Source organism: Natrinema pallidum DSM 3751 (assembly GCF_000337615.1).
GTDB classification, from domain to species: Archaea; Halobacteriota; Halobacteria; order Halobacteriales; family Natrialbaceae; genus Natrinema; species Natrinema pallidum.
In genome coordinates, this window is the sequence record NZ_AOII01000077.1 from 1 (window position 1) to 24,851 (window position 24,851).

Sequence of the window (24,851 nt, forward strand, 5' to 3'; positions counted from 1 at the left end):
CTCCGTGTCCCCGTCACACAATACAGCCGACCGATGACTCCTCGATGCGATACCGTCATCCAAATCGGAACGTGCGAGACCGACCCGTGATTCGAATTCCCGAGCACGAGGCCGGGCTGACGAGAGTTCCGGGCTCGAGGCCTGCTGCGTCCGTCAGGGGTTTCTATCGCGGACGCGTAGCCGATCCTATGGCCGTGACCAGCAAACCGAGTCGATTCGAGACCGGCGACGAACTCGACGAGTTCGTGGCGAACCACGACGTCGCGCTCGTGGAGTTCTACACCAGCGGCTGTGCGCTGTGTCAGGCGATGGAACCGGTACTGGGTAACGTCGCCCGCGCAACGGATGTCGCGATCGGAATGGTCAATCCCGGCGACGACATCGACCTCGTCGATCGCTTCGACATTCGGTCGGTCCCGACGCTGATCCTGTTCGAGGACGGAACGGAGACCGCGCGGCTGGCGGAGGGGTTCCAGGGCGGCGACGCAGTGACCGACTTCCTCGAAAGCCACGTTCCGAACGCCGCCGACGCCGACTAAAGCGGAGAACACGGCACGGCGAGCGAACGGCTACACCCTTCGTGTCGCCCACTCGTCTCTGCGATGTCCGAAGGCCGTGCGGAACCGGTAGCTCTCCGCTGTGACGCCGTCGCGCTCGCGACGAGCTCGACCACCCGTCTCGACCTCGTACCGCTACTCGTCGGGCTCGAGTTCGCTCGGATCGAGGTCGCCCGCGAGATACTGCTCGCCCGCGTCGGTGAGTTCGTAGACGCCGGGCATGTGACGCTTCAGGAGGCCGTACTTGGACAGTTCCCGACAGCGATAGGCCGCGAACCTCCCCGGACAGATCCCCTCTTCTTCGAACTGCTGCGGCTCGAAGACGTCTTCCGACTGCATGACCTCGAGGATGCGCCCGTCGGCGGCATCCATCCACTTGGCGTCGATTTCCGATCCGGCGTCGGAATAGATCGGGGCACCAGCCTTCGTTTCGACGGCGTGTCCGCCTTCCGTGTGGCTGTGAGCCTTCGTTTCGACCGTAACGTCGGTGTCTGCCTCGACACCGGTGTCGCTCTCCGCGTCGGCGTCGGGTGTGTGGTCGTCCATGTGGTGACGTTAGGTCCCCGTCCGGGAGTATGTTTACGTCTCGGATCGCCGGGAGCGCCCGGCGCGCTCGTCCGGTCGGGAGCGGTCAGTCGGGTCTCGACCGGCGAACCACGCCGTGACGAGACCGTCTCGGTCGACTACGACTGCGATCGTTCCGGCGTGCCGTAATCGACGTGGACGTTCGGGGTCGTCGCCGGCGTCCGGCCGGTGATCCCGCGATCGACGAACGTCACGTCGGTCAACTCGCCGCTGAAGCGGACCGTTACCGTGCCGTCCTCGACCGTTCCCTCCACCGTCGTCCCCGAGAGGACGGTCACATTGCTCGTTCCGTCCTCGCCGGCCGGTTCGATCTCGCCGTCGACAGTGAGNCTCGCCGCTGAAGCGGACCGTTACCGTGCCGTCCTCGACCGTTCCCTCCACCGTCGTCCCCGAGAGGACGGTCACATTGCTCGTTCCGTCCTCGCCGGCCGGTTCGATCTCGCCGTCGACAGTGAGTTCGACGCTCGAGGGGACCCCCTGTCCGATGATCGTCAGCGTGTTCGGGAGGGCACCGCCAGCGTCCGCTCCCGCCCGCGTCGCTGCGATGGTCGCCGTCGCGGTCGGTTCGGTGCTGAGCGGTGACGCGTCCTCGGCCTCGTCGTCGGCTGTACCGGCTCCGGTGTCGGGAGCCGCTGGCGCTTTCTCGCGTGCCATATGGTGGGTAGAGTCGGGTATGACAGCATAAGCCTTCTCACTGAACCAACGGTCCGATTCGGTGAAATATAACCTCTCGAGCGGAACATCGGTGAAATTTTGAACGCAATCGCCGGATCGCTCTCCCATCGAGAGAGGCATCGACGGCTCGCTCGTCGACAGGTTCCGTGAAGACTTCGGTCGGTAATCGAGGTGTGCAACCGATACGAGGGTGTGCATCCGGTCTGCTGTCCCGCTTGTCCGGCGGACCGACGTCCGGGCGGGTGCAGCGGTCCGAACCGACAGTGGCCGTCTCAGTCGTCGTCCTCGAGGAGGCCGAGTTCGGTGGCGACCAGATCCGCGATGCGGTCGGCGACATCGGGATCGACTTCGGCGACGTCGTCGCCGTCGTGGAGTTGGTCGTTGTGCCGTTCGACGGCGTCGGCGACATCCGAGAGGGGAACGCGGGAAGTCGTTTCACAGTCAGGACAGACGACCGGAACGCGCGGTGCATCCCCGTCCGACTCGCTTGTGTTCGTCATTTGTCGGCTATCTCGCGCCAACCGATAAAACCTGATTGGTTCGGACGACCGGCGGTCCCGCGTAGCCGTTCGGTCCGCGTCTCGAGGCCGCAGTATAATAGCATACCGCACATATCGTGGAAATCTTCCGTCCGTTTTCGCCGGTTTGCCCGTGAATTGGCCAGCAGTATTATTGTGTTTCGAGCGAACAGTCAGGTAGACGGGGGGTACGACAGTCTGTCGGTGGGGAGGTCCACCCGATCCGTCCGCCCCGTCATGACGTGCGAGGAGCTCCATGGTTCCCGGCTACATCCGTAGCCGTTCCCTGTCTTTCGGGCCGAGTCAGTTCCCGCCGAGTGACGACGCCGTTGCGGCGGTCGTCGTCGGGCCGGGTTCGGAGCCGGATCGATACCGTCTCCGGACCGCCTTATCCGCGGTTGCGGTGGCGAGCGATGACGGCGACCGACAGCGCGACGAGGGCCGCGAGCGCGCCGAACCCGGGCATCGGGTTCCCGTCCTCGGCCTCGTCGTCGTCGGGCTCCTGATCGGTCCCGCTCGTGGAGCCGCTCGAGCCGTTCCCGTCGGGATCGGACGGGCTCACGGAGCCGCCCGGCGCTGCATCGAGCTGTAGGATGACACTGACCTGTGCGTGAGTGGCCTCCGGTTCGTAGGTCCAGCTGCCGCCGACTTCCTCGTAGGGCTCCGCGGCGGCGACCGGATCGATATCCGAGTCCCAGCCGTCGCCTTCGGGGACCTGTTGGATGTACCCCACGACGTCGATCTTGTCGGCGTGTTCGCCGCTGATCTCCGCTTCGCCGTACTCGATGGTCGCGTCTTCGGGCTGTCCGTGCATCTCGATACAGTGGGAATCCAGGTAGCCGTCGCCCTGGGACATCTCCGGGCTCGTTCCGAACTCATCGCCGTCGAGCGGCCGGTCGTAGTGGTCGGTCATGGGGAACTTGACGGTCATCGGATTCGCCTTGGAGTGCCAGCTCGTCACGTTGTTCGTCGGAATCGTAACGGACGTGTTCGGGACCGACTCGCCGACGACGGGATCGCCGTTTTCGTTGAGCAGCGTGACACAGATCTTTCCGGAGCCCTCGCCGAGGTACGGGCTGCGATACTCGTCCCGCGGGTTCTCGTAGCTGATCCAGCTACCGTCTTCCGCTGCCGCTTCGAAGTAGGGGTCGCCCGGTTCGGGCGTGGACTCGACGTATTCCGCTTCCGAGACGGACCCGTTCGACTCCGGATCGACGAGGCTCGCGGACGCTCCGGCACCCGTCGCGACGAGACTGCCGATCACCGCCAGCCCGAGCGCCAGCGCGAGCAACCGCCGACAACCGTTCGGGAGCGGACCCCGTGAGCCGCGTGCGCCGGACATGGTCACGCGTCCGCCCCCATTCCGATACCGAGTGGGTCGATCGGACGACTGTACTGCGACGATGACTGTCGTGTGAGAGTACTAGTCATCGATCCGAGATACCGGATGTCCCGTTCTATATATGAGCAGCGTACCGCGAAGTAGCAGGTCGTTACGCTGAGTAGGCAGCGTTTGGGCGACCGGTCCGAATCGAAATGCTACTGCAGACAGTCCCCCGACTCGTCGGCGGCCGAACTGACCCGACCGTTCGAGGACGCCGCTCGTCCGGGTGCGACTCACCCCACGCAGCGACCGTCCGTCTCGTATCGCCACGGCCGTCCGTCATCGCGGCCGCACGTCGGGGCCGGCCGTTCCCCGGTCGTCGTGTCTCGCCCGAACGCCGTGCTGTCGGGCGGATTGTGATAGCAGAACGGATTTACGTTCGCGTCACCTGCTTTCGCGTATGGATTACGAATCGAGTCTCGACCGAGCGATGGAGGACGTCCCCGATATCGGGGGCGACGAACAGCGACTGCAGATTCCCGATCCGGAGCCACAGAAAGACGGCGCGTTCACGCGAGTGACGAACCTCGACGAGATCGCCGACGTGCTCTCGCGCGATACCGAACATCTCCACCGGTTCATCCAGCGCGAACTGGGGACCAGCGGCAAACTCGAGGACGGCCGTGGGCGGTACAACGGGACCTTCTCACAGACGGATCTCGACGCGGCGATCGACGCCTACGTCGACGAGTACGTCCTCTGTTCGGAGTGTGGCCTGCCGGACACCCGTCTCGTCCGCGAGGACCGAACACCGATGCTGCGCTGTGACGCCTGCGGTGCGTTCCGGCCCGTCACTAAGCGCTCGACCAGCAGCCAGCAGCAACAACAGCAAGACGCCGTCGAGGAGGGCCAGACCTACACNGCGCCATCAGAGATGTGTATAAGAGACAGGCTGCGCTGTGACGCCTGCGGTGCGTTCCGGCCCGTCACTAAGCGCTCGACCAGCAGCCAGCAGCAACAACAGCAAGACGCCGTCGAGGAGGGCCAGACCTACACGGTCGAGATCACCGGCACCGGACGCAAGGGCGACGGCGTCGCCGAAAAGGGCAGTTACACGATCTTCGTCCCCGGTGCCGAGGAGGGCGACATCGTGGACATCTACATCAAGAACATCTCGGGCAACCTGGCGTTCGCCCGCCTCGACTGATCGCGATTCGATTCGATTCGTGCGGCGTGTCGGACGATCCGCGAGGGAGCGCGGCGACGCGACCGTCAGCGCGCTGTTTCGGGGATCGCATCCGGCAAACAGACCACGTTCTCCCGACCGACCCGATAGCGGTCGATGACATCGCGCTCCTCGAGCTCCGAGAGGAGGCGGCTGAGCGTGGCGTGTGCCCAGCCGTAGCGCTCGGCGAACCGCCGTTGTTTGATCCGGCCGCCGTGTTCGATGAGGACGGCGCGAACGTACTCCTCGGGCGTGAGACCGTACTCGAGGAGTTCACTCCTGGTCGTGGGACCGCTGTCGGGATCGACGAGGTCGTCCGTGATCGACCGGTCCTCGTCCGACCCCGTCGCCGACGCGTCACCGGGTAGATCGTCGGCCGATCGAGCCCTGCACTGCCCGTGGTGGCCGATCGTCAACCCCTCGGCACGTCGGTTCGCGCCGCTCGAGTCCACCGGGGCGACACGGGTTCGAACCGTTCGTATGACAGCAGTTACGAGCCCGGAATCGATCGCACTCCGTCGTCCGTGCATTGTAGTCCGTCCTGGTGGCCATGTGAACAAAGGGGTATGCACAAAACCGTCCAAACAACCCCCCACCCGGATACCGCGAAATTAAAGGTAGGTTGTGCTAGTCACACTGGTGTGGGAGTATCGTTCGACCTCTTCGGGACGCTGGTGACCGCCGACCGGCCGGACGATCCGGCCGACGCCGTCGCGACGGAACTCGCGAAGCGAGACGTCGCGGTCCCCGACGACTGGGCCACGGCCTACGCGGAGCCACACGTCGACGCACCGGAGGGCGCGGAGGTGCCACTTCCGGCCCACGTCTCGCGCGCGCTCTCGAGTCGCGGCGTGGACGCCGAACACAACGCGGCCAGACGGGCCGTCGTCGCGGCGTTCGACCCGACCGTCGAGACGAGACCCGGCGCGCTCGAGGCGGTCGCCGCCGCCCGAAAGCGGGGTCCGGTGGCGATCTGTTCGAACTGCAGCGTCCCGGAACTGGTCGGGCGCACGCTCGTCAGATCGGCGTTCGAGCGCGACGATTTCGACGCGATCGTCACGAGCGTCGGCTGTGGCTGGCGCAAACCGGCCCCCGAAATCTTCGACCGGACCGCCGCCGAACTCGGCGTCGCTACCGCCGATCTCGTCCACGTCGGCGACGATCCCCGGACCGACGGCGGGATCGAAGCCGCGGGTGGCACGGCAGTGCTACTCGAGGACCTGTCGCTCGCGGCCGTGCCGGCGCGACTGGCAGCGTCGACGCCCGACGAACACAGCAGTAATGACTGAGCGGCCTCATTCGGACGACAGTATGGAGGCGAGGGTGGCGTGTTGAGGACGCTCGCGGTCGTCGGGCTGGCGTTCAGCCTCGACTTACTGCTCGGCGAACTGCCGACTGCGGCGCATCCGGTCGCGTGGTTCGGCCGCCTCGTCGGCGCGGTCGATCGGCCGTGGAGCGACGACGAGCGCCGCCAGCGCCTTGCCGGCGTCGTGATCGCCGTGCTCGCGCCGCTCGGTCCCGCCGCCGTCGTTGGCGGGGGCGTCCTCGCGGCGAGTTCGTTCGGACCGATGGCCGGCGGTATCGCTGCCGCGTTCGCTCTCTTCCTGACGACCAGTCTGCGGTCGCTGCTCGACCTGACCGCGGATGTCGTCGGGGCGACGGCCGGCGATCTCGAGCGAGCCCGCGACCGGGTCCGCGGGTTGGTCGGGCGAGAGACCGCGACGCTCTCGGCCGGTGCGCTCCGCAGCGCGGCCGTCGAGAGCGCGGCCGAGAACCTCGCGGACGGGCTGGTCGCGACCCTGATCCCGTTCGCGATACTCGCACCGATCTCGCTTCCGGCCGCGGCGGCCGCCGCCGCGTGGGTCAAGGGGGTCAACACGCTCGACTCGATGCTTGGCTACCCCTCGAAACCGATCGGCACCGCGAGCGCGCGGCTGGACGATCTCGTCATGTATCTGCCCGCCCGACTCGCCGCCGGGGCGATCGCCGTCGCCGCGGTCGATCCGGGCGCGATCGTGCGTGCCCGGCAGTGGGCTCGCGCGCCGCCGTCGCCCAACTCCGGGTGGCCGATGGCGACGCTCGCCTGCGCCCTCGGCGTTCGCCTCGAGAAGGAGAACGTCTACGTCCTCAATCCCGATGCCGACCGCCCGACGCTGGCCGAAGGCGAGCGGGCCGTCAGCCTCGTCGGGCGAGCGGCCGTCGTTTCGATCCTCGGTGCCATTGTGCTGGCGAGTGCCGTTCCGGAGCTTGCAGGTGGCTTCGAGACGTACTGGCAGTCGATGATCGCCTCGAGTACGGGTTCGATCGCGGGGGTGCAAGCGGAATGACCGTGATCGGCCGCTGGGTCGGGGCCGTTCGCGGCGCGCTCGGGTTTCTGACGCGGCTTCCGGTCGGGCACCGCGACGGCGATTGGGACGCGTTCCGCGCGACGCCGGTCGCGTTCCCCGTCGTCGGCCTCGTGGCGGGATCGCTGGCGGCGATCCCGCTGCTCGCTGCCGACACGCTGACCGCGCCGACCGTCGCGCTCGGCTACCTGCTTTCGGTCTACGCCGTGACTGGAATCCACCATCTCGACGGGATCGCCGATTTGGGCGACGCGCTGGTCGTCCACGGCGACGTCGAGCGCCGCCGCGAGGTGCTGAAGGACACGACGACCGGCGTCGGCGCGTTGCTTGCGGTGGCGATCATCGTCGCCGCGCTGGCACTGGGCGGGCTTGGACTGGCCGACCTGCCGGTCCTCGCGGCGGTCGGCATCGCGATCGGGGCCGAAGTGGGGACGAAACTCGGGATGGCCGCGATGGCCTGCTTCGGGCGTGCCGCCTACGAGGGAATGGGCGAGCAGTTCACCGACGTGAGCACTGCCGGGGCGTTTCTCGTGCCCGCAACGATCGTTCTCGCGGCAGCCGTGTTCGTCTGGCCTCACCCGGGTGTGATCGCCCTCCCCGGTGCCGTCGCCGGCATCGGGCTCCCGTGGTACTGGGCGGATCGCGCGCTGGGGGGCATCAACGGCGACATCTTCGGGGCAGCCAACGAGATCGGCCGCGTCGCCGGCGTTCACGTGGGGGTGATCGCGTGGACGCTCTCGTGATGTGCGGCGGGAAAGGCACCCGCCTCGAGAGCCCTCACGAGAAGCCCCTGCACCCGATCGACGGGACCGCGATGGTCGACCGCGTCCGTGCGGCGCTCGAGGCGAGCCGGGTCGAGACGATCACCGCCGCCGTCTCGCCGAACGCACCGGCGACGCGGTCCCATCTCGAGGAGCGCGACGGCGTCGTGACGATCGAGACGGCCGGTGAGGGCTACGTGACCGATCTGCTGGCCGCCCTCGAGCGGCCCGCACTCTCGCCGCCGCTCCTGACCGTCGCTGCGGACCTGCCGCTGCTCGAGGCGGCGGTCGTCGACCGGATACTCGCGGCCCACGGCGATGCCGAGACCTCGCGCACCGTCTGCGTTCCCGCGGCGCTCAAACGGCGGCTCGGCGTCAGCATCGAGACGCGACTCGAGCCCGACGACCACCTCGCGCCGACCGGGGTCAACGTGGTCGGCACCACGGACGAATCCACGACGATGACCGACGTACACTACGATCCACGACTTGCGGTGAACGTGAACCGACGCGAAGACGCCCGTCTCGCAGCCGACATGCTGCGCGACCGCACCGCGGAGGAGCGCTGAGATGCGCGTCGTCCTTCCCGCCGGAACGACCGAGACCGCGCTGATCGACGGCATCAGCGCCGCCGGGGCCGCACCGGAGCTGATGGAACACACGCCCTCGGCGGACGTCGAAATCGTCGAACACGGCGCACCGATCATGTCGCCGGTGACGCCCGTGAGCCCGAACGGCTGTCCGACCCCGGCTGCCGTGACCCGTGCGGTCAGAGAGGTCGTCGGCTTCGACGTGTCGGTGATCGACGCGGGGCTCACGCAGTCGACGGCCGCGCCGACGGTCGATCTCGGCGGCGACCCCGGGAACGACGTTCGCGAAGCGATCGCCGTGCCCGACGCGGCGGCGGCCTTCGATCGGGCGTTCGACTACGGCGCGAGGTTGCTCGACGACGAACTGCTGATCGGCGAGACGGTTCCCGGCGGGACGACGACCGCACTGGGCGTCCTGACCGCGCTCGGCGAGCCGGCCGGCGTCTCCTCGTCGCTCCCGGAGAACCCGATCGAGCGCAAACGGCGCGTCGTCGACGAGGCGCTGGCCGCGAGCGACCTCGAGCCGGGCGACTGCGAGGGGACGCCGCTCGCGGCGATCGAAGCGGTCGGCGATCCCGTCCAGCCGACGGTCGCCGGGATCGCGGCCGGGGCGCTCGAGTCCGGCACCGCCGTGACGCTCGCCGGCGGAACCCAGATGCTCGCCGTTGCCGCCGTGTTGCGCCACGCGGGCATCGACGCGCCGCTGTCGGTCGCGACGACCTCGTTCGTGGCCGACGAACAGGGCGATCGGCTCGCCGACGCCTGCGAGCGGTTCGACTGCGAACTGACCGTCACCGACCCCGGCTTCGACGAGCGTGACCACGTCGCGATGGACCGCTACTGCGCCGGCGAGGCCAAGGAGGGCGTCGGGATGGGCGGCGCGCTCTCGCTCGTCCCCGACGGCGAGATGGCGGCGGTCAGGGATCGACTCGAGACGGTCTGTCGCCGGCTCGGAATCGAGGGCGACGCCGATCCGAGCGCCGAGGACGGTGCGGACACCGACGCCCGGACGGAGGGCGGTCGTGGACCCTGACGCGATCAGCGCCGGCGACCGGGTTCCCCACGGCGGCGAGACCGACCGCGACCTGCTCGACTTCTCGGCCAACACGAACCCAAGAACCCCCGCGGGCGTCGACGACGCGTACGCGGCCGCACTCGAGGAATCCCGGCGCTACCCCGACGACGGCTATCCGGCCTTTCGCGCCGCCGCCGCCGACTTCGTCGGCTGCGGGCCGGAACGGGTGGTTCCGACCCCCGGCGGACTGGCCGCGATCCGACTCGCGATGGAGATCGCGCTCGAGCCGGGCGACGAGGCGCTCGTCCCGTACCCCAGTTTCGGGGAGTACGCCCGCGAAGTCGAATTACAGGGGGCGACGCCGCGGTTCGTTCGCTACGACGACCTGACCGAACTCGGCCCGACCGTGCTCGAGCCGTGTGCGCTCGCCGTGTGCTGTACGCCGAACAACCCGACCGGCGACGCGATCGATCCGGACGCGCTCGCGTCGTTCGCCGCCCGCTGTGCGGACGCCGAGACGACGTTGCTCGTCGACGAAGCGTTCCTGGGGTTTACCGATCGCCCGTCGATGGCGACCCTGGACCGCGAACACGTCGTCGTCGCGCGCTCGCTGACCAAACTGTTCGGGCTGCCGGGGCTTCGGGCCGGCTTCGCGGTCGCGACCGGCGAACGCCGGGCCGCGCTCGAGACGGCTCGCCGTGCGTGGTCGCTCGGGACGCCGGCCGCTCGGGTCGGCACACACTGCCTGCGACGGGAGACGTTCGTCCGCGAAACGCGCACCCATGTCGCCAGCGAGCGCGAGCGGTTGCGCGAGGCGCTCGAGGAACGGTTCGACGTCCACGACTCGGACGCACCGTACCTCCTCTGTGACGTCGGCGACCGGGACGTAGCGACGGTGATCGACGACGCGCGTGCGGCCGGCGTCGCGATCCGCGACGCGACGACGTTCCGGACGCTCGATTCCCACGTCCGCGTCGCGGTCAAGGATCGAACGGCCAACGACCGGCTGCTCGCCGCGCTGGGCGTTCGCGAGCGCGCGGACGACGATCCGGAAACGGAGCGATGACGGACTCGGACTACGACGCGATCCGGCGGGCGGGCGTGCTTCGCGTTCGCCGACCGGACACCGAATGGCTCTCGACCGGCTGGAACGGCGGCCGCCGGACGGCCGACTGCGCCTACAACATCTCGGTCCCGGAAGGATGGGAGCGGACGGAACTCGGACCCTACGTCGGCGACCGGCTCGAGCGGGCGGGATTCGGGACGCCCGCCGGGGACGCGGCCGGCCCGGCGTTGCTGACCGGCGTCGACATCGCGGACGCTCGCGGCGCTCGGTGCGGGTCCGTGACGGCCTACGCGACAGCCGGCATCTCGAACCCCGCCGCGTTACCAATGGAGCCGACTCCCACCGACCCGTCGGAGTCGACTGCGGTCGAAGCCGACGATGCGGGACCCGGGCAGGGGCGCGGGACCGTCAACGTCATCGTCGGAACGACGCGCGCGCTCGCCGCGGGCGCGCTCGAGAACCTGATCGCGCTCGCCGCGGAGGCGAAGGCGGCGACGCTGCTCGCCGAGACCGGGTTCCCGGGGACGACGACGGACGCGATCATCGTCGGCCACGACCCGTCGGGGTCGCCGGCGGCGTTCTCGGGCAGCGGCACCCAACTCGGCGCGGCGGCGCGTGCCTGCGTCCGGGAGGCCGTCCGGGCGTCGCTTAGCGCCCACTACGCGACCGCCGACGCGGAGCTGCCGGCAGCGGTCGACGATGCGACGTACGGTGTTTCGACCGCCCGTCGCGCCGACGTTTTTCAGCCGCCGCTCGCGAGCGAGCGCTCCCAACCCGACAGTTAATCCGTTGCGAGTCCAACCGTCGACCGATGGTCGAGGACGACCCGTCAGCCATTCGGTCGATCGCGCTCTCCCCGGCGGACGCCGTCGACGCCTACGTCTACGGGCGGGAAAACCCGGGGGAGGCTGTCCTCCGGGTAACGCCGCCGTTTCACGGCCGGATGCGGGCCCGCATCCACGTCTACCACGTCGACGACGCCGAACTAACCGGTGCGGTACACCTTTCGCCCGCAACCGTCATCGCGGACGATGTCCTCGCGGCGTACCCGGACCTCGAGTCGGCGCTGGCGGAGGCGGACGACGACCCGGCCGCGGACGACCGGCTCCGCGACCGCCACGCCGATGCCATCGCCGAGTGGCGAACGCGGGCACGCGACGCGATCGTCGATTCGATCGCGCTCGAGACCGACGACGGAACGCACCGCGTCGAACTCAAGACGCTCGGCTAGCGAGGCCCGCGATCGGCCGGAGCCGGAACGCCGACGACCCGATACCACGACTCGTTCGGACTCGAGACCCCCGCTAATGAAACTCGCGCGGAGCACAACGGGCGACGGCCGCGAACGCGCTACAGCAACCCCATCACCGCCCAGCACCCCCACCAACCCACCGCCGGACGGGACTGAAAGCGTGGACGAAACGTCGACTCGAGCTACGTCCACAAAGTCGGGGTAGAAAAGCACTTCACGGCGACCGCCCACCGACGACACGTGAGCGCCGACACCCGACGCGTCGAGGTATACCCCGACCGCGAGGTCGTCGTCGAGTTCGATCCCGACCTCACCTTCGAGTGCGTCGACGACTGCACGTGGTGCTGTCACCACGGCGTGTTGCTGTACGATCGGGACCTCCTCGAGCTGGCCCAGCGGGCAAACCTCGCGGAGACGACGACCGACTTCCGCGGCGAGAAGTTCGTCACTCGAGAGGCGAAAGACCGCGAGGATCACGTCGCCGAGGACGGCCACGCGTGTGCCTTTCTGCGCGAGGACGGCCTCTGTTCACTGCACTTGGACGCGGACTGGAAACCCACCCGGTGTTCGGTCTTTCCGCTCGCCGTCTGGCTCGAGGACGGCGACCTCCACGTCGATATCCGCGACTCGGCTCACGACCACTGCGAGGGGCTGAACGTCAGCGAGCGGTCGGTCATCGACAATCTCGAGGCCTTTCTGCCCGAACTGTTGTGGGACCTCGAGAATCCGGAGTCGGACCGCGAACTCTAGACCGCAGTAGCGATCGGTCGGGCGACGATGAATGTCAGTCGGAATGATCAGTTGGGGTATAGATCGGTGATACTATGTTGTGGGATACCACGTCTTTCCAAGCGTTTAAACGTCTGCCGCACATAGTTAAGTTGTGACAGAAGACTCCGGGCGACGGAACCTCCGTATGCCCAACAGCGATGAAGTATTCGCCGTCGTAACCGAACACCTCGGAGGCAACCACGTGCGCCTCCGCTGTGAGGACGGCGAGGAGCGACTCGGCCGCATCCCGGGTCGCATGAAATACCGGACCTGGATCGAGCAAGACGATATCGTCGTCGCCGAACCGTGGGACTGGCAAGACGAGAAGGCCACTATCGAGTGGCGCTACACCGGCCAGGACGCAGATCAACTGCGTCGCGAAGGCCATATCGATTGATCCTCGGTAGCGGTTCCGATACTTACTAGATTTCTCCCGCCGATAGGTCGCCCGTAGCGGTCGCGCTGGCGCTCGTATTCGGTCGCTCGCCGATAGCCCGGTGACAGGACGGCAAAACGAGGTGCGTTCGCAGAAGTATACCAGTCGGTATGGTCACGTGAGCACGTGACCGTGCACTCGCCAAGCGCCGCGCTCGATTGCCGCACTTTTACCTCCGTCTCCCATCGGGCCGATGCGAGACGGTGCTTACGCGAGCGGTCGCTCCGTTTGGCGTCCGAAGAACCGGTCGCATCGACCGTATCGAACCGCGAACGGCCGTTCCTCTCAATAGTCGATCCGCGCGCTGATGCACATCCCGACGTAGCGATCCGCCCAGGTCCGGGACTGCAGTCGGAGCGACTCGAGGCACTCAAGTACTCGACTACCGCAGTAACCGAGTTCTCGAGCGTTATCGCGTCGCTTGCTTCCACTCGCGCAGTCCGACGACCGCCCCGTCGACGGCCGTTGGCTCCGCTTCGGTCGCCGCCCAGACGAACATCGGGGCGACGGCGTCCGGGTCGCGGCCGGCCTCCCCCGACAGCCCCGTGGCGACGACCCCCGGGTCCAGACAGCCCACGACGTAGTCGGTGTCGGCGGCGAAGCCGCGAGTCACCGCCTCCGCCGTCGCCTTCGAGATCGCATAGGAGCCGTAGCCCGACTGCCCGTCTCGAGCGACCGAGCCCGTCGGCACGAGCACCCGCGCGCCGTCGTTTAAGTGCGGCAGCGACTCGCGGATCGTCGCGTACACGCCGCGTCCGTTCGTCCGCCAGTGGTCGTCGAACGCGGCATACGATTCGTCGTCGGTCGGCGTCGCTCCAGCCTCGCCGTGATACACGCCCGCCGCGGGAACGACGACATCGATACCGGCTGTCTCGCCCGCCCGCGAGGCGGTCTCCGTCAGCCGCTCCACGTCGTACTCGTCGCGAACGTCGGTTCTGAGCCCCGCCGCGGTGGTCCCCGCGTCTTCGAGCGCGTCGACGGTCGCGTCGACTTCGTCCGCGTCTCGAGCACCGACGACGACGGTCGCACCATCCGCACCGAACGCCTCGGCGACGGCAGCACCGATACCGCGTGTTCCACCGGTCACGATGACTGTCTGGCCGTCCATACGCACCGTACGGGCGCGATCCACAGGAACCTACCGGACGTGGGGAACGACCGCCGAGTTCGAGGCGACCCCGACCCCGCCCGCCGCGCCGACGACCGGCCGGATTCCCTATCTATGTATGAGACACGTTTAACAGCGGTCCGATACTCACGGTCGACCATGCAATCGCTGGCCGGTGAGTCGATCGTCGTGATCGGGAGCGGCATCGGTGGGCTCTCGACGGCCTGTTACCTCGCCGACGCGGGTGCCGACGTTCGTGTCATCGAGAAGAACGAACAGCTCGGTGGCCGAGCGAGCCGCCTCGAGAGGGACGGCTTCAGGTTCGACATGGGGCCCTCGTGGTATCTGATGCCCGATGTCTTCGAGCGGTTCTTCGCCGACTTCGATCGGACGCCGAGCGACTACTACGACCTCGAACACCTCGATCCCCACTACCGAATCTTCTTCAAGGACGGGGACCGGGTCGACGTCACGCCCGACCTAGAGCGGACGAAAGCCGTCTTCGAGGAGTACGAGTCGGGTGCGGGTGAGGCCCTAGAGCGGTACCTCGAGAAGTCGAAGGAAAACTACGAGGTGGGGATGAAACACTTCGTCTACGAGGATCGCGAGCGCCTGCGGGACTACCTCGATCTCGACGTGGCGCGACAGGCGCGGGGCCTTTCGCTGCTTGGCTCGATGCAGGGGCACGTGGCGGGCTACTTCGACCATCCGAAGATCCAGCAGATCATGCAGTACACGCTGGTGTTTCTCGGCGGGTCACCGACTAACACGCCGGCGCTCTACAACCTGATGAGCCACGTCGATTTCAACCTCGGTGTCTGGTACCCCGACGGCGGGATCGGCGCGGTCATCGACGGCGTCGCGGAACTGGGCGCGGAACTCGGCGTCGAGTACGACACCGATCGCCCGGCAACGGAGATCAAAGGCCGCACGGGCGGATTCGAGGTCGAAACGCCGGCCGGCCCCCTGCAGTCGGATCTGGTCGTGAGCAACGCCGATTACGCCCACACCGAACAGGAACTGCTGACCCCCGAACGGCGCGGCCACGACGCCGACTACTGGGACGACCGGACCTACGCGCCCTCCGCGTTCCTCCTCTATCTCGGCGTCGAGGGCAACGTCGACGACCTCGCCCACCACACGCTCGTGCTGCCGACCGACTGGCAGGCCCACTTCGATCAGATCTTCGAGGACCCCCAGTGGCCGGACGACCCGGCCTACTACCTGTGTGTCCCCTCCACGACTGACGACGACGTTGCCCCCGAGGGCCACAGCGCCCTGTTCGTCCTCGTGCCCGTCGCACCCGGTCTCGAGGACACGCCCGAAATTCGCGACGAGTATCGGAACGTGATCCTCGACGATATCGCCGAAAACACGGGGACGGATCTCCGGGACCGGATCGTCCTCGAGGAGCGGTTCTCCGTCGCGGACTTCGCGGGCCGGTACAACAGCTACGGCGGGACGGCGCTGGGATTGGCCCACACCCTCCGCCAGACGGCACTCTTCCGCCCGCCACACCGGTCGGCGGAAGTCGACGGACTCTACTTCGTGGGCGGTGATACCACACCCGGAATCGGCGTCCCGATGTGTCTCATCAGCGGCGACCTGACGGCGGAGAAAGTGCTCGAGGATCACGGACGCGGGGGCTGACCGTGCCGGAACCCCGAGGGACGGGTTGGGACGCGCAGCTGAGCCGACCCGCTTACAGAACCGAAGTGATCGTCCGCATCCGACCGCCCGCGCGCTCGAGACGCCAGCGATGAAGAGGGAGCCGACGGCGGGAAGCGAGGGCAGCGTCGGCGAACAGCTGTCGTACCTGCTGACGCTCTCGCGGCCGCGGTTCTGGCTCTATCTGGCCGGGCCGGTCCTCGTCGGCGTCGCCTACGCCGCGGGGTCGGTCGCGGACCTGATCACGCCGGCGACGGCCGTCCTGTTCGCGTACTTCCTCCTCCCCGCGAACGTCTTCCTCTATGGCATCAACGATATCTATGACCGGGAGATCGACGCGGCGAATCCGAAAAAGGACGATCGGGAGGCGCGCTATCGGGGACAGCGATCCGTTCCCGTCGCCGTCGCCTTCTGTGCGGCCCTGCCGCTACTGTTCGCGCCGCTGCTTGCGGCGGCCGCGATCCCGTGGCTCGTCGCCTTTCTCGCCCTCGGTGCGGCCTACAGCGCCCCACCGGCCCGATTCAAGACGACGCCGGCGCTGGATTCGGTCTCCAACGGGCTCTACATCACGCCGGGCGTGGCCGCGTACGCCGCCGTCGCCGGCTCCCAGCCGCCCGTGCTGGCGATCGTCGGCGGCTGGCTGTGGGCTATGGGAATGCACACGTTCTCGGCGATCCCCGACATCGAGCCCGACCGCGAAACCGGGACCCGGACGACGGCGACGATGCTCGGGGAGCGACGGACCTACGCCTACTGCGGCGCGTGCTGGCTGGCGAGCGCGGTCGCCTTCGGCGCGCTCGACGGGCGACTGGGCGCACTCATGCTCGTGTATCCGGGGCTCGTCGCCGCGATCGCGACCGCGAGTGTCACCGTCGATCGGGCCTACTGGTGGTTCCCGGCGATCAACACCGTCGTCGGCGCGCTCCTGACCATGGGCGGCCTCTGGAGGCTCCTCTATGGATAGCGGCGAGTCGGCGGGCCCGCCATCCAATCCGACCGCGGGAGTGAGCAGCGGGACGGCACGGGAGACGGTACAGCGGCGACTCGAGGCGCTCATCCGGGAGAACCGATTTACCGTCGCGGTGGTTTTCCCGGTCATCGGCGCGGTGACGCTGGTCGGCAGCGCCGAAGGGATGCTTCCGGCACCGCTCGCGTACAATCCGTTGTTGATCCTGTTCGGAACGCTGGTGATGCGGTCGCCGCTGGTCGTCGCCTTGCTGCCGACGATCGATCGACGGGCGGTCGCGGTCCTGGCCGTGTTGACGGGCTACACCTACGCCATCGAACTCGTCGGCGTTCGGACCGGCTGGCCCTACGGCACGTTCGAGTACGGGATTCGGCTCGGGCCGATGCTGGGCGGCGACGTGCCCCTGGCCCTGCCGCTGTTTTTCGTCCCGCTGGTGCTCAACGCCACCCTGCTGACGTTGCTGGTGCTTCGCGACCGAGCCGCGCGCGTCGGTCCCCGACTGCTCGCGGCAATCGCCGCCGTCGTCGCGGTCGATCTGGTCCTCGACCCCGGAGCCGTCGCCATCGGGTTTTGGGAGTACGTTCCGCCGGGCGGCTACTACGGCGTACCCCGCTCGAACTACTGGGGGTGGCTCCTCTCGGGGACCGTCGCCGTCGTCCTCGTCGATTGCGCGTTCGATCGCGCGGTCCTGCTCGAGCGGGTCCGGTCCTGCGAGTTCGCGCTCGACGATCTGGTGAGTTTCGTCCTGTTGTGGGGTGCGATCAACGTGCTCTATGGCAACTGGCTGGCGGCCGGCGTCGCCGGCCTGTTCTGTCTCGGCCTGTTCCGGACCGACCGCTACGACCTCGCAATGCTTTCGACGGCGCTCCCCGAGCGGTGGCGCGGTCGCTGACCGACGGCATTCGGTTCCCTGCGAGGTGCGGGACGAACATGCCGGCACGTCACTTTTGCTCGTGACCGCCCTGCCATTGCTATGGCAACGCGTAACTCGATCGAGTGCCCCATCTGCCGGGAACCCCCGGCCACCAACCAGCAACTCGAGGAGCACCTGGTTACCACGCACACGAAACGAAAACTCGCGAAATTCATCGTCGCGGAAACGACCGTGCAAACGAACGAAGACGTTTCCGAGTAGCGACCCGCGGTGAAAACTCACGGCCGGTCCGCTCAGACGAACAGGCTCGAGATGGCGTCGCCGAACACGACCAATAGGATCGCGGCGGCGATGATCAGCGCGAGCCAGATGCCGAGTCCGATCGCGGTCGTTCGGCCCATCTGACGCTCTTCGTCGACGATATCGGAGGTCGCCTCTGTGGGCATACACTGGGCTTCGAACGCGATGGCTACGAAAGTCGGGCCACTATATCGTGGGATTTGATAAACGGCCGGTCAGGTGCGTGTCGGCACGCCGTCTCCGTGTTCCGGGTGGCGATGGTCGTGGTCGGTCGTCGGCACCGCCGAGACGCGCTGGAACACTGCTTCGGGGTCCCGATTCCAGTGCCAGTGCCAGCGTGTCTTCGCCAGACACCACAGCTTTCGGGTCGTCGATAGCGACGGCTCCCGCGAGAGCACGTCGTACCCCTGATTGAGGATGACGGTGTGGTGTTCCGCGTAGAGAACCGCCGCCAACAGGACCGGAAGCTGGCAGTCCTCGGGCAGGTATCTGATGCCGGCCACGCCCTCGCGATAGAGTTCCTCCGTGCGCTGGAGTTCGGCGGCCATCGCCCTCGCGAACGACTCGGAGTACTCGAGTCGCTCGATCTGTGCCGGATCGACCCCGTGGTCCCGAAGCGTCTCCTGTGGCACGTAGATCCGGTCGCGCTCGCGGATGTCCTCGCGGACGTCCCGCAGGAAGTTCGTCATCTGGAACGCTTCGCCGAGTTTGACGGCGTGGGGGATGGCGACGTCTTCGGCGTCGGGTTCCATGATCGCGGTCATCATCACGCCGACCGACGCGGCCGACCCGCGCATGTAGGACTCGAGGTCCTCGTAGGTCTCGTACCGGCTGGTCTCGATGTCGGTCGCCATCGCGTCGATGAACGTGTCGATCTCCTCGTCGTCGATCCCGTACCGCTCTCTGAGCTCCCCGAACGCCTCGAGCACCGGATCGTCGGGCGCTTGCTCGCCCAGCGCCTGCGCCCGGAGCGACTCGAGTTGGGCCCGCTGTGTCGCCGGGTCGACGTCGTCGGCGTCGTCGACCACTTCGTCCGCGATGCGGAAGAACGCATAGAGGACGTGGGTCGCATGTCGCACTCGCTCGGGGAGAAACCGCGTCGCGAGATAGAACGTCTTCCCGGTTCGCTTCTGTATCGCCTTGCCCGCGTCGATGTGTTCCTGTTGCATTCTCTGTCCCGTAGACCCGCCGACGGTGATCGGATGTCTCCACTACGACAGATGTATATAAAATAACCCCACCTCACTATGTTCAGTCGGGCCGGAGACGGGTCGTCAGCGGGGGTCTCACTCGAGGAGTTCGTCGAGCAACTTCCGCTGGGCGGTTCGCAGGTGCTGGTGAAACGTCGACCGCGAAATGCCCATCGACTCGGCTAACTCCTCGCCCGACACGTCGCGGGGCCACTCGAAGTAGTTCGCATAGTAGGCCTTCCGGAGCGCCGTGAACTGGCGGTCGGTCAGCGACGACTCGAGGCGTGTCGTGATGCTCTCTCGAGTGGGCGTCGGCTCGTCGGTCTCGTGGTAGCTGACGAGTTCGACGCGCTCGTATCGACGCTCGAGCAGGTCGTACGCCGAGCGAGCGGAGCGACCGTCCGGAAGTTCGACGGTGAGGTCGGCGACCGTCTCGGCGACCGTCAGTTCCTGAATCACCGCCCCGTACTCGCTCAGGGCCGTCACCAGCCCGTCGTCGGTGGTGACCTCGAGAATGGTCCGCCCGTCGGTTTTCGAGAGGATCGTCACGTCGCCGCCGTTCGGGGACGCGTCGGGGATGTCTTCAGGGGCGATCGCCCGATCGGCATGGAGGTAGAGATGCGGCGTTCCGTCCCCGTCGTAGGTCACGCCCCGGTAGCTGATCGCGGCCTCGAGCGTCGCCGACAGTGCCGTGACGAACAGCGATGGGTCCTCGATGGCGACCTCGACCGAGACGACGGTCTCGGTCGTGAGCATGCGCCTGACTTCGAGGGCGTTCATCGCGGTCGCGATCGTGCCGGCGAGCGACTCGAGCACGAGGAGTTCCCGATCGTCGAAGGCGTCGGCGTCCGCGGCGAAAACGACGAGGACGCCGTAGGTGACCTCGCCGTACGAAAGCGGCAAGGCGGTGACCGATCGGACGGCATCGCCGGCCCCGGTCGGCCACCACCGGTCGGCGTCCGCGACCGACTCGAGGTTCTGGACGACCGCTGGCCCCCCATCCACGAACGCCCGAACGGCCGGGTGCTCCTCGTCGGTCCCGATGACGAGTTCGTCGTCCTCCAGAGGGATGTCACCCTGACTGGCCCATTCGTGGGGTGAGAGCCGCTGTGCCGTGACGTCCGCGCGGCCGATCCAGGCGAGGACGTAGGGGTCCGTCTCGGCGAGACACGCACAGACCTCGTGTTCGATCTCCGCTCTGGTCCCCGCGCCGACGGCGGCGTCGGTGACGTTCCGGACGAGTCCGTCAACGCGCTCGAGGACGTGTTCCAGTGCCTCGCGTTCGTTGCGTCCCTGACGGGCGTTCTCCTCGGCGGCGATCTCGGCCAGTTTCCGCTCGGTGATCTCGAGGTGAACGAGCGAGACCAGCCGCTGGCCGTCGTCGGTAAAGGGACTGACACGCATCATGAACCAGCGTTTCTTGTCCGCCGAGTGACACGGATACTCCATCTCGAAGGAGTCGCGCTCGCCCGCGAGAACGGCCTCGATTCCCGCGGTCGCCCGACGGGCGTGTTCGTCGTCCGCAGTCGCGGCGGTCGCGACGTAATCCGCGCCGACGTGGTCGTCGGGGTCCGGGCCGAAGTCGCGCCAGGATCGATTCGTCAGGAGGATTTCACCCTCGTCGTCGATGACAGCGACGGTAACGGGGAGCGTCTCGAGCGTCGCTGCGGCGAGGTCGTGCCGGGGAACCATCGCTCGGACGTACGGTCTGCTGTGGCTTAACATGATTGGCACGACGGGTGGTGCGGTGTGACCGAATCGTCACGTCCACGCTCACCACTGTCGCCGATGGCGTGCCCGCGACCGATCCTCCCGTTGCGATCGGTCGCACGACCCGTTGGCACTCGTGACGCTCTCTGCCGGCTGAACAAACGACTATGTAACCCTATCGCATATGTCGAGACATGGGTAGCGACCAGATGACACACGAACGGTCACGGTGTCGGAACTGCGGCTTCGAAGCGCCCGGTGGGGACGACGAGTGGCGGCGGATCGAGGTCCCGAAACTGGGGCGGATGACCCAGTGTCCCGACTGCGAGAGCACGGATATCATTACCAGCCGGTGACTGCGACGCCCGGGCACCGATATCGGCGCGGCCGTGTTCGGTCGACGCCGCCGGACTCGGCGACTGCGCAGACAGACTCTTGAGTGTCTCCCCCCTACGAGCGCCCATGAGCGACGAGTCGGATCACGTCCCGACGAGCGACGAGGAGTGGCGCGAACGATTGAGCGACGAGGAGTATCGAATCCTCCGGGAAGCAGGCACCGAGACGCCGTTCAGCGGCGAGTACGTCGACCACAAGGCGGACGGCTCCTACGCCTGCGCCGGCTGCGGAGCCGAACTGTTCGATTCGGAGACCAAGTTCGACTCCGGCTGTGGCTGGCCGAGTTTCTACGACGCCGACGACGATCGGATCGAAACCCGAACCGACACCAGCCACGGCATGCGCCGCACCGAAGTCGTCTGTGCGAACTGTGGCGGCCATCTCGGTCACGTCTTCGAGGACGGTCCCGAGCCGACCGGCAAGCGATACTGCATCAACTCCGTCGCCCTCGAGTTCGACGAGTAACGCCGGCGTTCGGAGCGGGGACACGCGGCGAAGCGACGCCCGGCCGAGCCCGCGGGTGCAGGCGACACGGTTTTGAAGCACCCCCGATCACCGCCAGCCATGGCCGCCGAACGACCGACCGCCGAGGAACTCCGACAGGGAATGACCGTCGAGATCGTCCAGGAGGACGCGGACCCCCACTCCGAGGACACGGAGCCGCTCATCGGCGAGATCGGAGTGGGTTACGGTGACGAACCCGACGGACCCCACGTGAAGCTGAAAAGCGGCGTCGTCGGTCACGTTCGCTCGGTCGTACCGGACGAGTAGACCGCTCGAGCGCACCGACTCGAAACCGAAGCGGGGTCGGTTGCGAGCGCTCGATCGAAATCCGTCCGAGTCGATCGGTGGCTCACAGTCGTCGAACTCCGATCGCCACCGACACGCAGTTTAGAAAATATAGAAATATGTCGGTTACAGTTTAATATCTAATCACATATTCGGGGCGTATCGATACATTCATAGTCGACAGAGTATTATTCCCGAGTATGGTGCCCGAAGCAGAGTCGATCGGAAGCCGATCGAGCGATACAGCCGATGTCGTCGCGGCGGTCGACGAGATCGACGGGACCCCGCACCTCGTTGTCGCCGATATCGCACGGGACGAGCGCTGGGTCGCCATGCCCGAACCCGACGTAGCCGCGCTCGACGAGTGGCGGTAATCGCTTCGGAACCGTGCTGACCGCTACCCGCGCTTTCCTTCTGCCATCGTATCCACGGTCGCGGACGATATCGTGACGTATCGTCATCCGCATCTCCTCGGTCCCGTCGCGTGAGGTCCGTAACCATCGGATCAATATCGCCGCGTCCCGCGTTCGACGCCGACCGCAACGCGGCCACGTATCACTGCGCTCGAGCAGTGACCGGGCGTTGCCGCAGCGATCGCAATCGGACCGATGGGTTCTATCCGCAGGCGGTCCTATCGGGGACGAATGGCTTCCGCACGCCCGCTCGACGACGCCCGGCTCCTCGTCGTCGCACCGCCCGATCGGAGAGCCGCCGGCCTGTCGGACGCGCTGGCGGACGAAACGCGCGACGTGACCACAGTCGCGACCGCGGCCGCTGCGCTCGAGCACCTCGAGCACCGCCCCGTCGACTGTCTCCTGACCGCCCATTCCCTGCCGGAGGCAGCGACGACCGGACTCGACCTTCTCGAGACGGTTCGCGAGCGCGATCCCGATCTCCCGGTCGTGCTCGCACCGGTCGACGGTGACGAGTCGCTGGCCAGCGCGGCGATCGCCGCGGATGTCACGGCGTACGTGCCGTGCGACGACCCCGGCAGTGATTCGATCGCGGACTGCCGCGCGGCGATCGAACGGGCGCTGTCGACGGGCCGCGAGCGACGCCGCCGACGGGAGCGCGCTCGCCGGTTCGACGCGATCTTCGAGGCCCCCGAAACCTACTCGTGGGTGCTCGAGACGGACGGCACCGTTCGACGGGCCAGCGAGTCCGCGCTCGAGGCGATCGACGCGGCCGCGAGCGACGTTCGCGGCCGGCCGTTACGGGACCTACCCTGGTGGCGGTGTACCACCGACGGGGGCACGGCGATCGGGGACGCGATCGAACGGGCGGCGGCCGGCGAGGTCGCACACCGCGAACTGACGCGGGTCCACACCGACGGCGCTGGGTCCGCCGATTCGGACATGACCGCCCCGTCGAGCGAGGAAGCAGACGCAACCGAGACGCATACGTTCGAGGTAACCGTCCGGCCGATCCGGGACGAGTCCGGCGACATCGTCTCGCTGCTCGCACGGGCGACCGACATCACCGACCGCGCCCGCCTCGAGCGGGAGTTACGCGAGTCCGAGGAACTGCACCGGGTGACGCTGAATAACATGACGGACACCGTCCTCATCACCGACGACGACGGCGCGTTCACCTACGTCTGTCCGAACGTCCACTTCATTTTCGGCTACTCGGACGACGAGATTCACGATCTCGGGACGATCGACGAGTTGCTCGGACCGGACCTCTTCGACCGCGGAGCCCTCGAGCGGGAGGGCGTGCTCACGAACATCGAGTGTACGACGACCGATCGGGCGGGCCGCGAACACACGCTGCTGGTCAACGTACGCGAGGTGTCGATTCAGGGCGGGACGACCCTCTACAGCTGTCGAGACGTGACGAAGCGAAAGCGCCGCGAGGAGGCGCTGACGGCGCTCCACCGAACTGCTCGCGAGTTGCTGTACGCCGAAACCGATCGCGAAATAGCCGCCCTCGCCGTCGACGACGCGACGGCCGTCCTCGACTGCGAGGCGAGCGCCGTGTATCTGTTCGATACGGACGAGAACGTGTTACGGCCCGCCGCGTCTTCCGCGGGCATGAAGCGCTTACACGGGCCGACCCGCGACCACCGAGCGGCGACCGACAGCATCCCGGGACACGTCTTCGTCGACGGCGAGAGTCGGTTCTTCGCCGATGTACACGACTCCTCGGTCCTCTCGAATCCCGGGACCGACCTGCGAAGCGCCGCGTACGTCCCGCTCGGTGATCACGGCGTCTTCGTCGTCGGCTCGGCGGAGTCGAACGCGTTCGACGAGGTGTCCCGAGAACTGACCGACCTGTTGGCGGCGACCGCCGAAGCCGCGCTCGACCGGGTCGAGCGCGAGCGGACGCTTCGCGAACGGGATCGGGAACTCGAACGCCGGAATCGGCAGCTCACCCGCCTCAACGACGTCAACGAGATCATCAGGGATCTCGATCAAGCGCTGGTTCGCGCGGAGACCCGCGAGGAGATCGAACGCGCCGTCTGCGATCGGCTCACGGCCGCCGACCGGTTCTCGTTCGCGTGGATCGGTCGGGCCGACATCGGCGGCGACCGCCTCGAGTCGCGCGCTCACGGTGGCCCGGCGGAGGGGGCGGCGTATCTCGACGCCGTCTCGCTCTCACTCTCCGACTCGAGCGAACCCGCCGTCAGGACGGCGACGGACCGGGCGGTGACCGTCGTCTCGAACGTCGCCGATGGGCTCCGCGACGAACCGTGGCGATCGGCGGCGCTCGCCCGGGAGTACCAGTCC

General features: G+C 67.4%; 28 protein-coding genes and 2 pseudogenes (1 of these 30 running past the window's edge). 21 read left to right on the forward strand and 9 right to left on the reverse strand.

Annotated elements, in window-relative coordinates; translation table 11 throughout:
- Positions 1–188 precede the first annotated feature (188 nt).
- On the forward strand, positions 189–539 hold the full coding sequence (locus tag C487_RS12610; RefSeq protein WP_006186164.1) for a thioredoxin family protein: 351 nt from the start codon (positions 189–191) through the stop codon (positions 537–539).
- A gap of 153 nt (positions 540–692) precedes the next feature.
- Here the strand turns inward: C487_RS12610 and C487_RS12615 are convergent, their stop codons facing one another.
- The 4 genes and pseudogenes from C487_RS12615 to C487_RS12630 form a co-directional block, all read right to left on the reverse strand.
- Positions 693–1,103 (reverse strand): hypothetical protein, encoded by a 411-nt coding sequence (locus C487_RS12615; protein WP_006186165.1) that lies wholly within the window; start codon positions 1,101–1,103, stop codon positions 693–695.
- Between the two features lie 137 nt (positions 1,104–1,240).
- A pseudogene (locus C487_RS22030) lies at positions 1,241–1,483 on the reverse strand (YbaB/EbfC family nucleoid-associated protein); the annotation flags it as partial.
- Between the two features lie 606 nt (positions 1,484–2,089).
- Complete coding sequence (locus C487_RS12625) at positions 2,090–2,317, reverse strand: hypothetical protein (protein WP_006186167.1); 228 nt, start codon at positions 2,315–2,317, stop codon at positions 2,090–2,092.
- A 406-nt stretch (positions 2,318–2,723) separates the two neighbouring features.
- Positions 2,724–3,677, reverse strand: a complete 954-nt coding sequence (locus tag C487_RS12630; protein WP_006186168.1) for a PGF-CTERM sorting domain-containing protein — start codon at positions 3,675–3,677, stop codon at positions 2,724–2,726.
- A gap of 442 nt (positions 3,678–4,119) precedes the next feature.
- On the opposite strand from C487_RS12630, the gene C487_RS22240 reads away from it, so the two are divergent.
- Positions 4,120–4,866: a translation initiation factor IF-2 subunit beta gene (locus C487_RS22240; RefSeq protein WP_006186169.1), complete on the forward strand. Its 747-nt coding sequence runs from the start codon at positions 4,120–4,122 to the stop codon at positions 4,864–4,866.
- A gap of 65 nt (positions 4,867–4,931) precedes the next feature.
- Here C487_RS22240 and C487_RS12640 read toward each other — a convergent pair whose 3' ends face one another.
- Positions 4,932–5,336, reverse strand: a complete 405-nt coding sequence (locus tag C487_RS12640; protein ID WP_049908139.1) for a helix-turn-helix transcriptional regulator — start codon at positions 5,334–5,336, stop codon at positions 4,932–4,934.
- Positions 5,337–5,525: 189 nt separating this feature from the next.
- Here C487_RS12640 and C487_RS12645 point away from each other — a divergent pair, with 189 nt between their 5' ends.
- The 10 genes from C487_RS12645 to C487_RS12690 all read left to right on the forward strand — a co-directional run bounded on the left by C487_RS12645 (position 5,526) and on the right by C487_RS12690 (position 13,081).
- Positions 5,526–6,173 carry an HAD family hydrolase gene (locus C487_RS12645; RefSeq protein WP_006186171.1) on the forward strand — a complete coding sequence of 216 codons (648 nt, stop codon included), beginning with the start codon at positions 5,526–5,528 and terminating at the stop codon, positions 6,171–6,173.
- Between the two features lie 39 nt (positions 6,174–6,212).
- Entirely contained in the window at positions 6,213–7,211 is a 999-nt protein-coding gene (gene cbiB / locus C487_RS12650; protein ID WP_006186172.1) for an adenosylcobinamide-phosphate synthase CbiB, read from the forward strand.
- Positions 7,208–7,972 carry an adenosylcobinamide-GDP ribazoletransferase gene (cobS, locus tag C487_RS12655; RefSeq protein ID WP_006186173.1) on the forward strand — a complete coding sequence of 255 codons (765 nt, stop codon included), beginning with the start codon at positions 7,208–7,210 and terminating at the stop codon, positions 7,970–7,972. Before cbiB ends, cobS begins: the two co-directional genes overlap by 4 nt.
- The gene (locus tag C487_RS12660) at positions 7,972–8,559 is read left to right on the forward strand and encodes a GTP--adenosylcobinamide-phosphateguanylyl transferase (protein WP_006186174.1); all 588 of its coding nucleotides are present in this window, start codon (positions 7,972–7,974) and stop codon (positions 8,557–8,559) included. The genes cobS and C487_RS12660 overlap by 1 nt, the downstream gene beginning before the upstream one ends.
- Position 8,560: 1 nt before the next feature.
- Complete coding sequence (gene cobT, locus C487_RS12665) at positions 8,561–9,613, forward strand: nicotinate mononucleotide-dependent phosphoribosyltransferase CobT (protein WP_006186175.1); 1,053 nt, start codon at positions 8,561–8,563, stop codon at positions 9,611–9,613.
- Positions 9,603–10,661 carry a pyridoxal phosphate-dependent aminotransferase gene (locus tag C487_RS12670; protein ID WP_006186176.1) on the forward strand — a complete coding sequence of 353 codons (1,059 nt, stop codon included), beginning with the start codon at positions 9,603–9,605 and terminating at the stop codon, positions 10,659–10,661. The genes cobT and C487_RS12670 overlap by 11 nt, the downstream gene beginning before the upstream one ends.
- Entirely contained in the window at positions 10,658–11,446 is a 789-nt protein-coding gene (locus C487_RS12675; RefSeq protein ID WP_006186177.1) for an adenosylcobinamide amidohydrolase, read from the forward strand. The genes C487_RS12670 and C487_RS12675 overlap by 4 nt, the downstream gene beginning before the upstream one ends.
- 26 nt (positions 11,447–11,472) lie before the next feature.
- On the forward strand, positions 11,473–11,892 hold the full coding sequence (locus C487_RS12680) for a hypothetical protein (protein WP_006186178.1): 420 nt from the start codon (positions 11,473–11,475) through the stop codon (positions 11,890–11,892).
- Between the two features lie 261 nt (positions 11,893–12,153).
- Positions 12,154–12,663 carry a YkgJ family cysteine cluster protein gene (locus C487_RS12685; protein WP_006186179.1) on the forward strand — a complete coding sequence of 170 codons (510 nt, stop codon included), beginning with the start codon at positions 12,154–12,156 and terminating at the stop codon, positions 12,661–12,663.
- Between the two features lie 133 nt (positions 12,664–12,796).
- Positions 12,797–13,081 carry a translation initiation factor eIF-1A gene (locus tag C487_RS12690; RefSeq protein WP_081603348.1) on the forward strand — a complete coding sequence of 95 codons (285 nt, stop codon included), beginning with the start codon at positions 12,797–12,799 and terminating at the stop codon, positions 13,079–13,081.
- 448 nt (positions 13,082–13,529) lie between these two features.
- Here the strand turns inward: C487_RS12690 and C487_RS12695 are convergent, their stop codons facing one another.
- Positions 13,530–14,228, reverse strand: coding sequence for an SDR family NAD(P)-dependent oxidoreductase (locus C487_RS12695; RefSeq protein ID WP_006186181.1), 699 nt, complete (start codon positions 14,226–14,228; stop codon positions 13,530–13,532).
- A 159-nt stretch (positions 14,229–14,387) separates the two neighbouring features.
- Between C487_RS12695 and C487_RS12700 the strand changes: the two genes are divergently transcribed.
- The 4 genes from C487_RS12700 to C487_RS21050 all read left to right on the forward strand — a co-directional run bounded on the left by C487_RS12700 (position 14,388) and on the right by C487_RS21050 (position 17,998).
- Positions 14,388–15,878 (forward strand): phytoene desaturase family protein, encoded by a 1,491-nt coding sequence (locus tag C487_RS12700; protein ID WP_006186182.1) that lies wholly within the window; start codon positions 14,388–14,390, stop codon positions 15,876–15,878.
- Positions 15,879–15,987: 109 nt separating this feature from the next.
- Entirely contained in the window at positions 15,988–16,860 is an 873-nt protein-coding gene (locus C487_RS12705) for a prenyltransferase (protein ID WP_006186183.1), read from the forward strand.
- Positions 16,853–17,755: a bisanhydrobacterioruberin hydratase gene (cruF, locus tag C487_RS12710; protein ID WP_049908138.1), complete on the forward strand. Its 903-nt coding sequence runs from the start codon at positions 16,853–16,855 to the stop codon at positions 17,753–17,755. The genes C487_RS12705 and cruF overlap by 8 nt, the downstream gene beginning before the upstream one ends.
- Before the next feature lie 81 nt (positions 17,756–17,836).
- Positions 17,837–17,998, forward strand: coding sequence for a hypothetical protein (locus C487_RS21050; RefSeq protein WP_006186185.1), 162 nt, complete (start codon positions 17,837–17,839; stop codon positions 17,996–17,998).
- A 32-nt stretch (positions 17,999–18,030) separates the two neighbouring features.
- On the opposite strand, the gene C487_RS21055 is transcribed toward C487_RS21050, so the two are convergent.
- The 3 genes from C487_RS21055 to C487_RS12720 form a co-directional block, all read right to left on the reverse strand.
- Entirely contained in the window at positions 18,031–18,183 is a 153-nt protein-coding gene (locus C487_RS21055) for a hypothetical protein (protein ID WP_006186186.1), read from the reverse strand.
- 69 nt (positions 18,184–18,252) lie between these two features.
- Positions 18,253–19,206 carry a phytoene/squalene synthase family protein gene (locus tag C487_RS12715; RefSeq protein WP_006186187.1) on the reverse strand — a complete coding sequence of 318 codons (954 nt, stop codon included), beginning with the start codon at positions 19,204–19,206 and terminating at the stop codon, positions 18,253–18,255.
- Positions 19,207–19,323: 117 nt separating this feature from the next.
- Positions 19,324–20,919 carry a bacterio-opsin activator domain-containing protein gene (locus C487_RS12720; RefSeq protein ID WP_006186188.1) on the reverse strand — a complete coding sequence of 532 codons (1,596 nt, stop codon included), beginning with the start codon at positions 20,917–20,919 and terminating at the stop codon, positions 19,324–19,326.
- Positions 20,920–21,131: 212 nt separating this feature from the next.
- On the opposite strand from C487_RS12720, the gene C487_RS21060 reads away from it, so the two are divergent.
- The 5 genes and pseudogenes from C487_RS21060 to C487_RS12735 form a co-directional block, all read left to right on the forward strand.
- Complete coding sequence (locus C487_RS21060; protein WP_162831893.1) at positions 21,132–21,293, forward strand: hypothetical protein; 162 nt, start codon at positions 21,132–21,134, stop codon at positions 21,291–21,293.
- Positions 21,294–21,399: 106 nt separating this feature from the next.
- A complete protein-coding gene (gene msrB / locus C487_RS12725) occupies positions 21,400–21,798 on the forward strand; it encodes a peptide-methionine (R)-S-oxide reductase MsrB (protein WP_006186189.1) in 399 nt (132 codons plus the stop codon).
- A 99-nt stretch (positions 21,799–21,897) separates the two neighbouring features.
- Positions 21,898–22,104: a DUF2196 domain-containing protein gene (locus C487_RS12730; RefSeq protein WP_006186190.1), complete on the forward strand. Its 207-nt coding sequence runs from the start codon at positions 21,898–21,900 to the stop codon at positions 22,102–22,104.
- Positions 22,105–22,322: 218 nt separating this feature from the next.
- Positions 22,323–22,496 carry a DUF7556 family protein gene (locus C487_RS21065; RefSeq protein WP_006186191.1) on the forward strand — a complete coding sequence of 58 codons (174 nt, stop codon included), beginning with the start codon at positions 22,323–22,325 and terminating at the stop codon, positions 22,494–22,496.
- Between the two features lie 270 nt (positions 22,497–22,766).
- A pseudogene (locus C487_RS12735) lies at positions 22,767–24,851 on the forward strand (bacterio-opsin activator domain-containing protein) (it continues 908 nt past the right edge of the window).

Excerpts from the sequence above, each read along its gene's own strand:
- C487_RS21065 (WP_006186191.1), top strand. The coding sequence starts at position 22,323 with ATGGTGCCCGAAGCAGAGTCGATCGGAAGCCGATCGAGCGATACAGCC.
- C487_RS12615 (WP_006186165.1), bottom strand. The coding sequence starts at position 1,103 with ATGGACGACCACACACCCGACGCCGACGCGGAGAGCGACACCGGTGTC.
- C487_RS12675 (WP_006186177.1), top strand. The coding sequence starts at position 10,658 with ATGACGGACTCGGACTACGACGCGATCCGGCGGGCGGGCGTGCTTCGC.
- cruF (WP_049908138.1), top strand. The coding sequence starts at position 16,853 with ATGGATAGCGGCGAGTCGGCGGGCCCGCCATCCAATCCGACCGCGGGA.
- msrB (WP_006186189.1), top strand. The coding sequence starts at position 21,400 with ATGAGCGACGAGTCGGATCACGTCCCGACGAGCGACGAGGAGTGGCGC.
- C487_RS12705 (WP_006186183.1), top strand. The coding sequence starts at position 15,988 with ATGAAGAGGGAGCCGACGGCGGGAAGCGAGGGCAGCGTCGGCGAACAG.
- C487_RS12730 (WP_006186190.1), top strand. The coding sequence starts at position 21,898 with ATGGCCGCCGAACGACCGACCGCCGAGGAACTCCGACAGGGAATGACC.
- C487_RS21050 (WP_006186185.1), top strand. The coding sequence starts at position 17,837 with ATGGCAACGCGTAACTCGATCGAGTGCCCCATCTGCCGGGAACCCCCG.
- C487_RS12715 (WP_006186187.1), bottom strand. The coding sequence starts at position 19,206 with ATGCAACAGGAACACATCGACGCGGGCAAGGCGATACAGAAGCGAACC.
- C487_RS21055 (WP_006186186.1), bottom strand. The coding sequence starts at position 18,183 with ATGCCCACAGAGGCGACCTCCGATATCGTCGACGAAGAGCGTCAGATG.
- cobS (WP_006186173.1), top strand. The coding sequence starts at position 7,208 with ATGACCGTGATCGGCCGCTGGGTCGGGGCCGTTCGCGGCGCGCTCGGG.
- C487_RS12630 (WP_006186168.1), bottom strand. The coding sequence starts at position 3,677 with ATGTCCGGCGCACGCGGCTCACGGGGTCCGCTCCCGAACGGTTGTCGG.
- C487_RS12700 (WP_006186182.1), top strand. The coding sequence starts at position 14,388 with ATGCAATCGCTGGCCGGTGAGTCGATCGTCGTGATCGGGAGCGGCATC.
- cobT (WP_006186175.1), top strand. The coding sequence starts at position 8,561 with ATGCGCGTCGTCCTTCCCGCCGGAACGACCGAGACCGCGCTGATCGAC.
- C487_RS12680 (WP_006186178.1), top strand. The coding sequence starts at position 11,473 with ATGGTCGAGGACGACCCGTCAGCCATTCGGTCGATCGCGCTCTCCCCG.
- C487_RS12720 (WP_006186188.1), bottom strand. The coding sequence starts at position 20,919 with ATGGTTCCCCGGCACGACCTCGCCGCAGCGACGCTCGAGACGCTCCCC.
- C487_RS12660 (WP_006186174.1), top strand. The coding sequence starts at position 7,972 with ATGTGCGGCGGGAAAGGCACCCGCCTCGAGAGCCCTCACGAGAAGCCC.
- C487_RS12695 (WP_006186181.1), bottom strand. The coding sequence starts at position 14,228 with ATGGACGGCCAGACAGTCATCGTGACCGGTGGAACACGCGGTATCGGT.
- C487_RS21060 (WP_162831893.1), top strand. The coding sequence starts at position 21,132 with ATGGGTAGCGACCAGATGACACACGAACGGTCACGGTGTCGGAACTGC.
- C487_RS12610 (WP_006186164.1), top strand. The coding sequence starts at position 189 with ATGGCCGTGACCAGCAAACCGAGTCGATTCGAGACCGGCGACGAACTC.
- C487_RS12625 (WP_006186167.1), bottom strand. The coding sequence starts at position 2,317 with ATGACGAACACAAGCGAGTCGGACGGGGATGCACCGCGCGTTCCGGTC.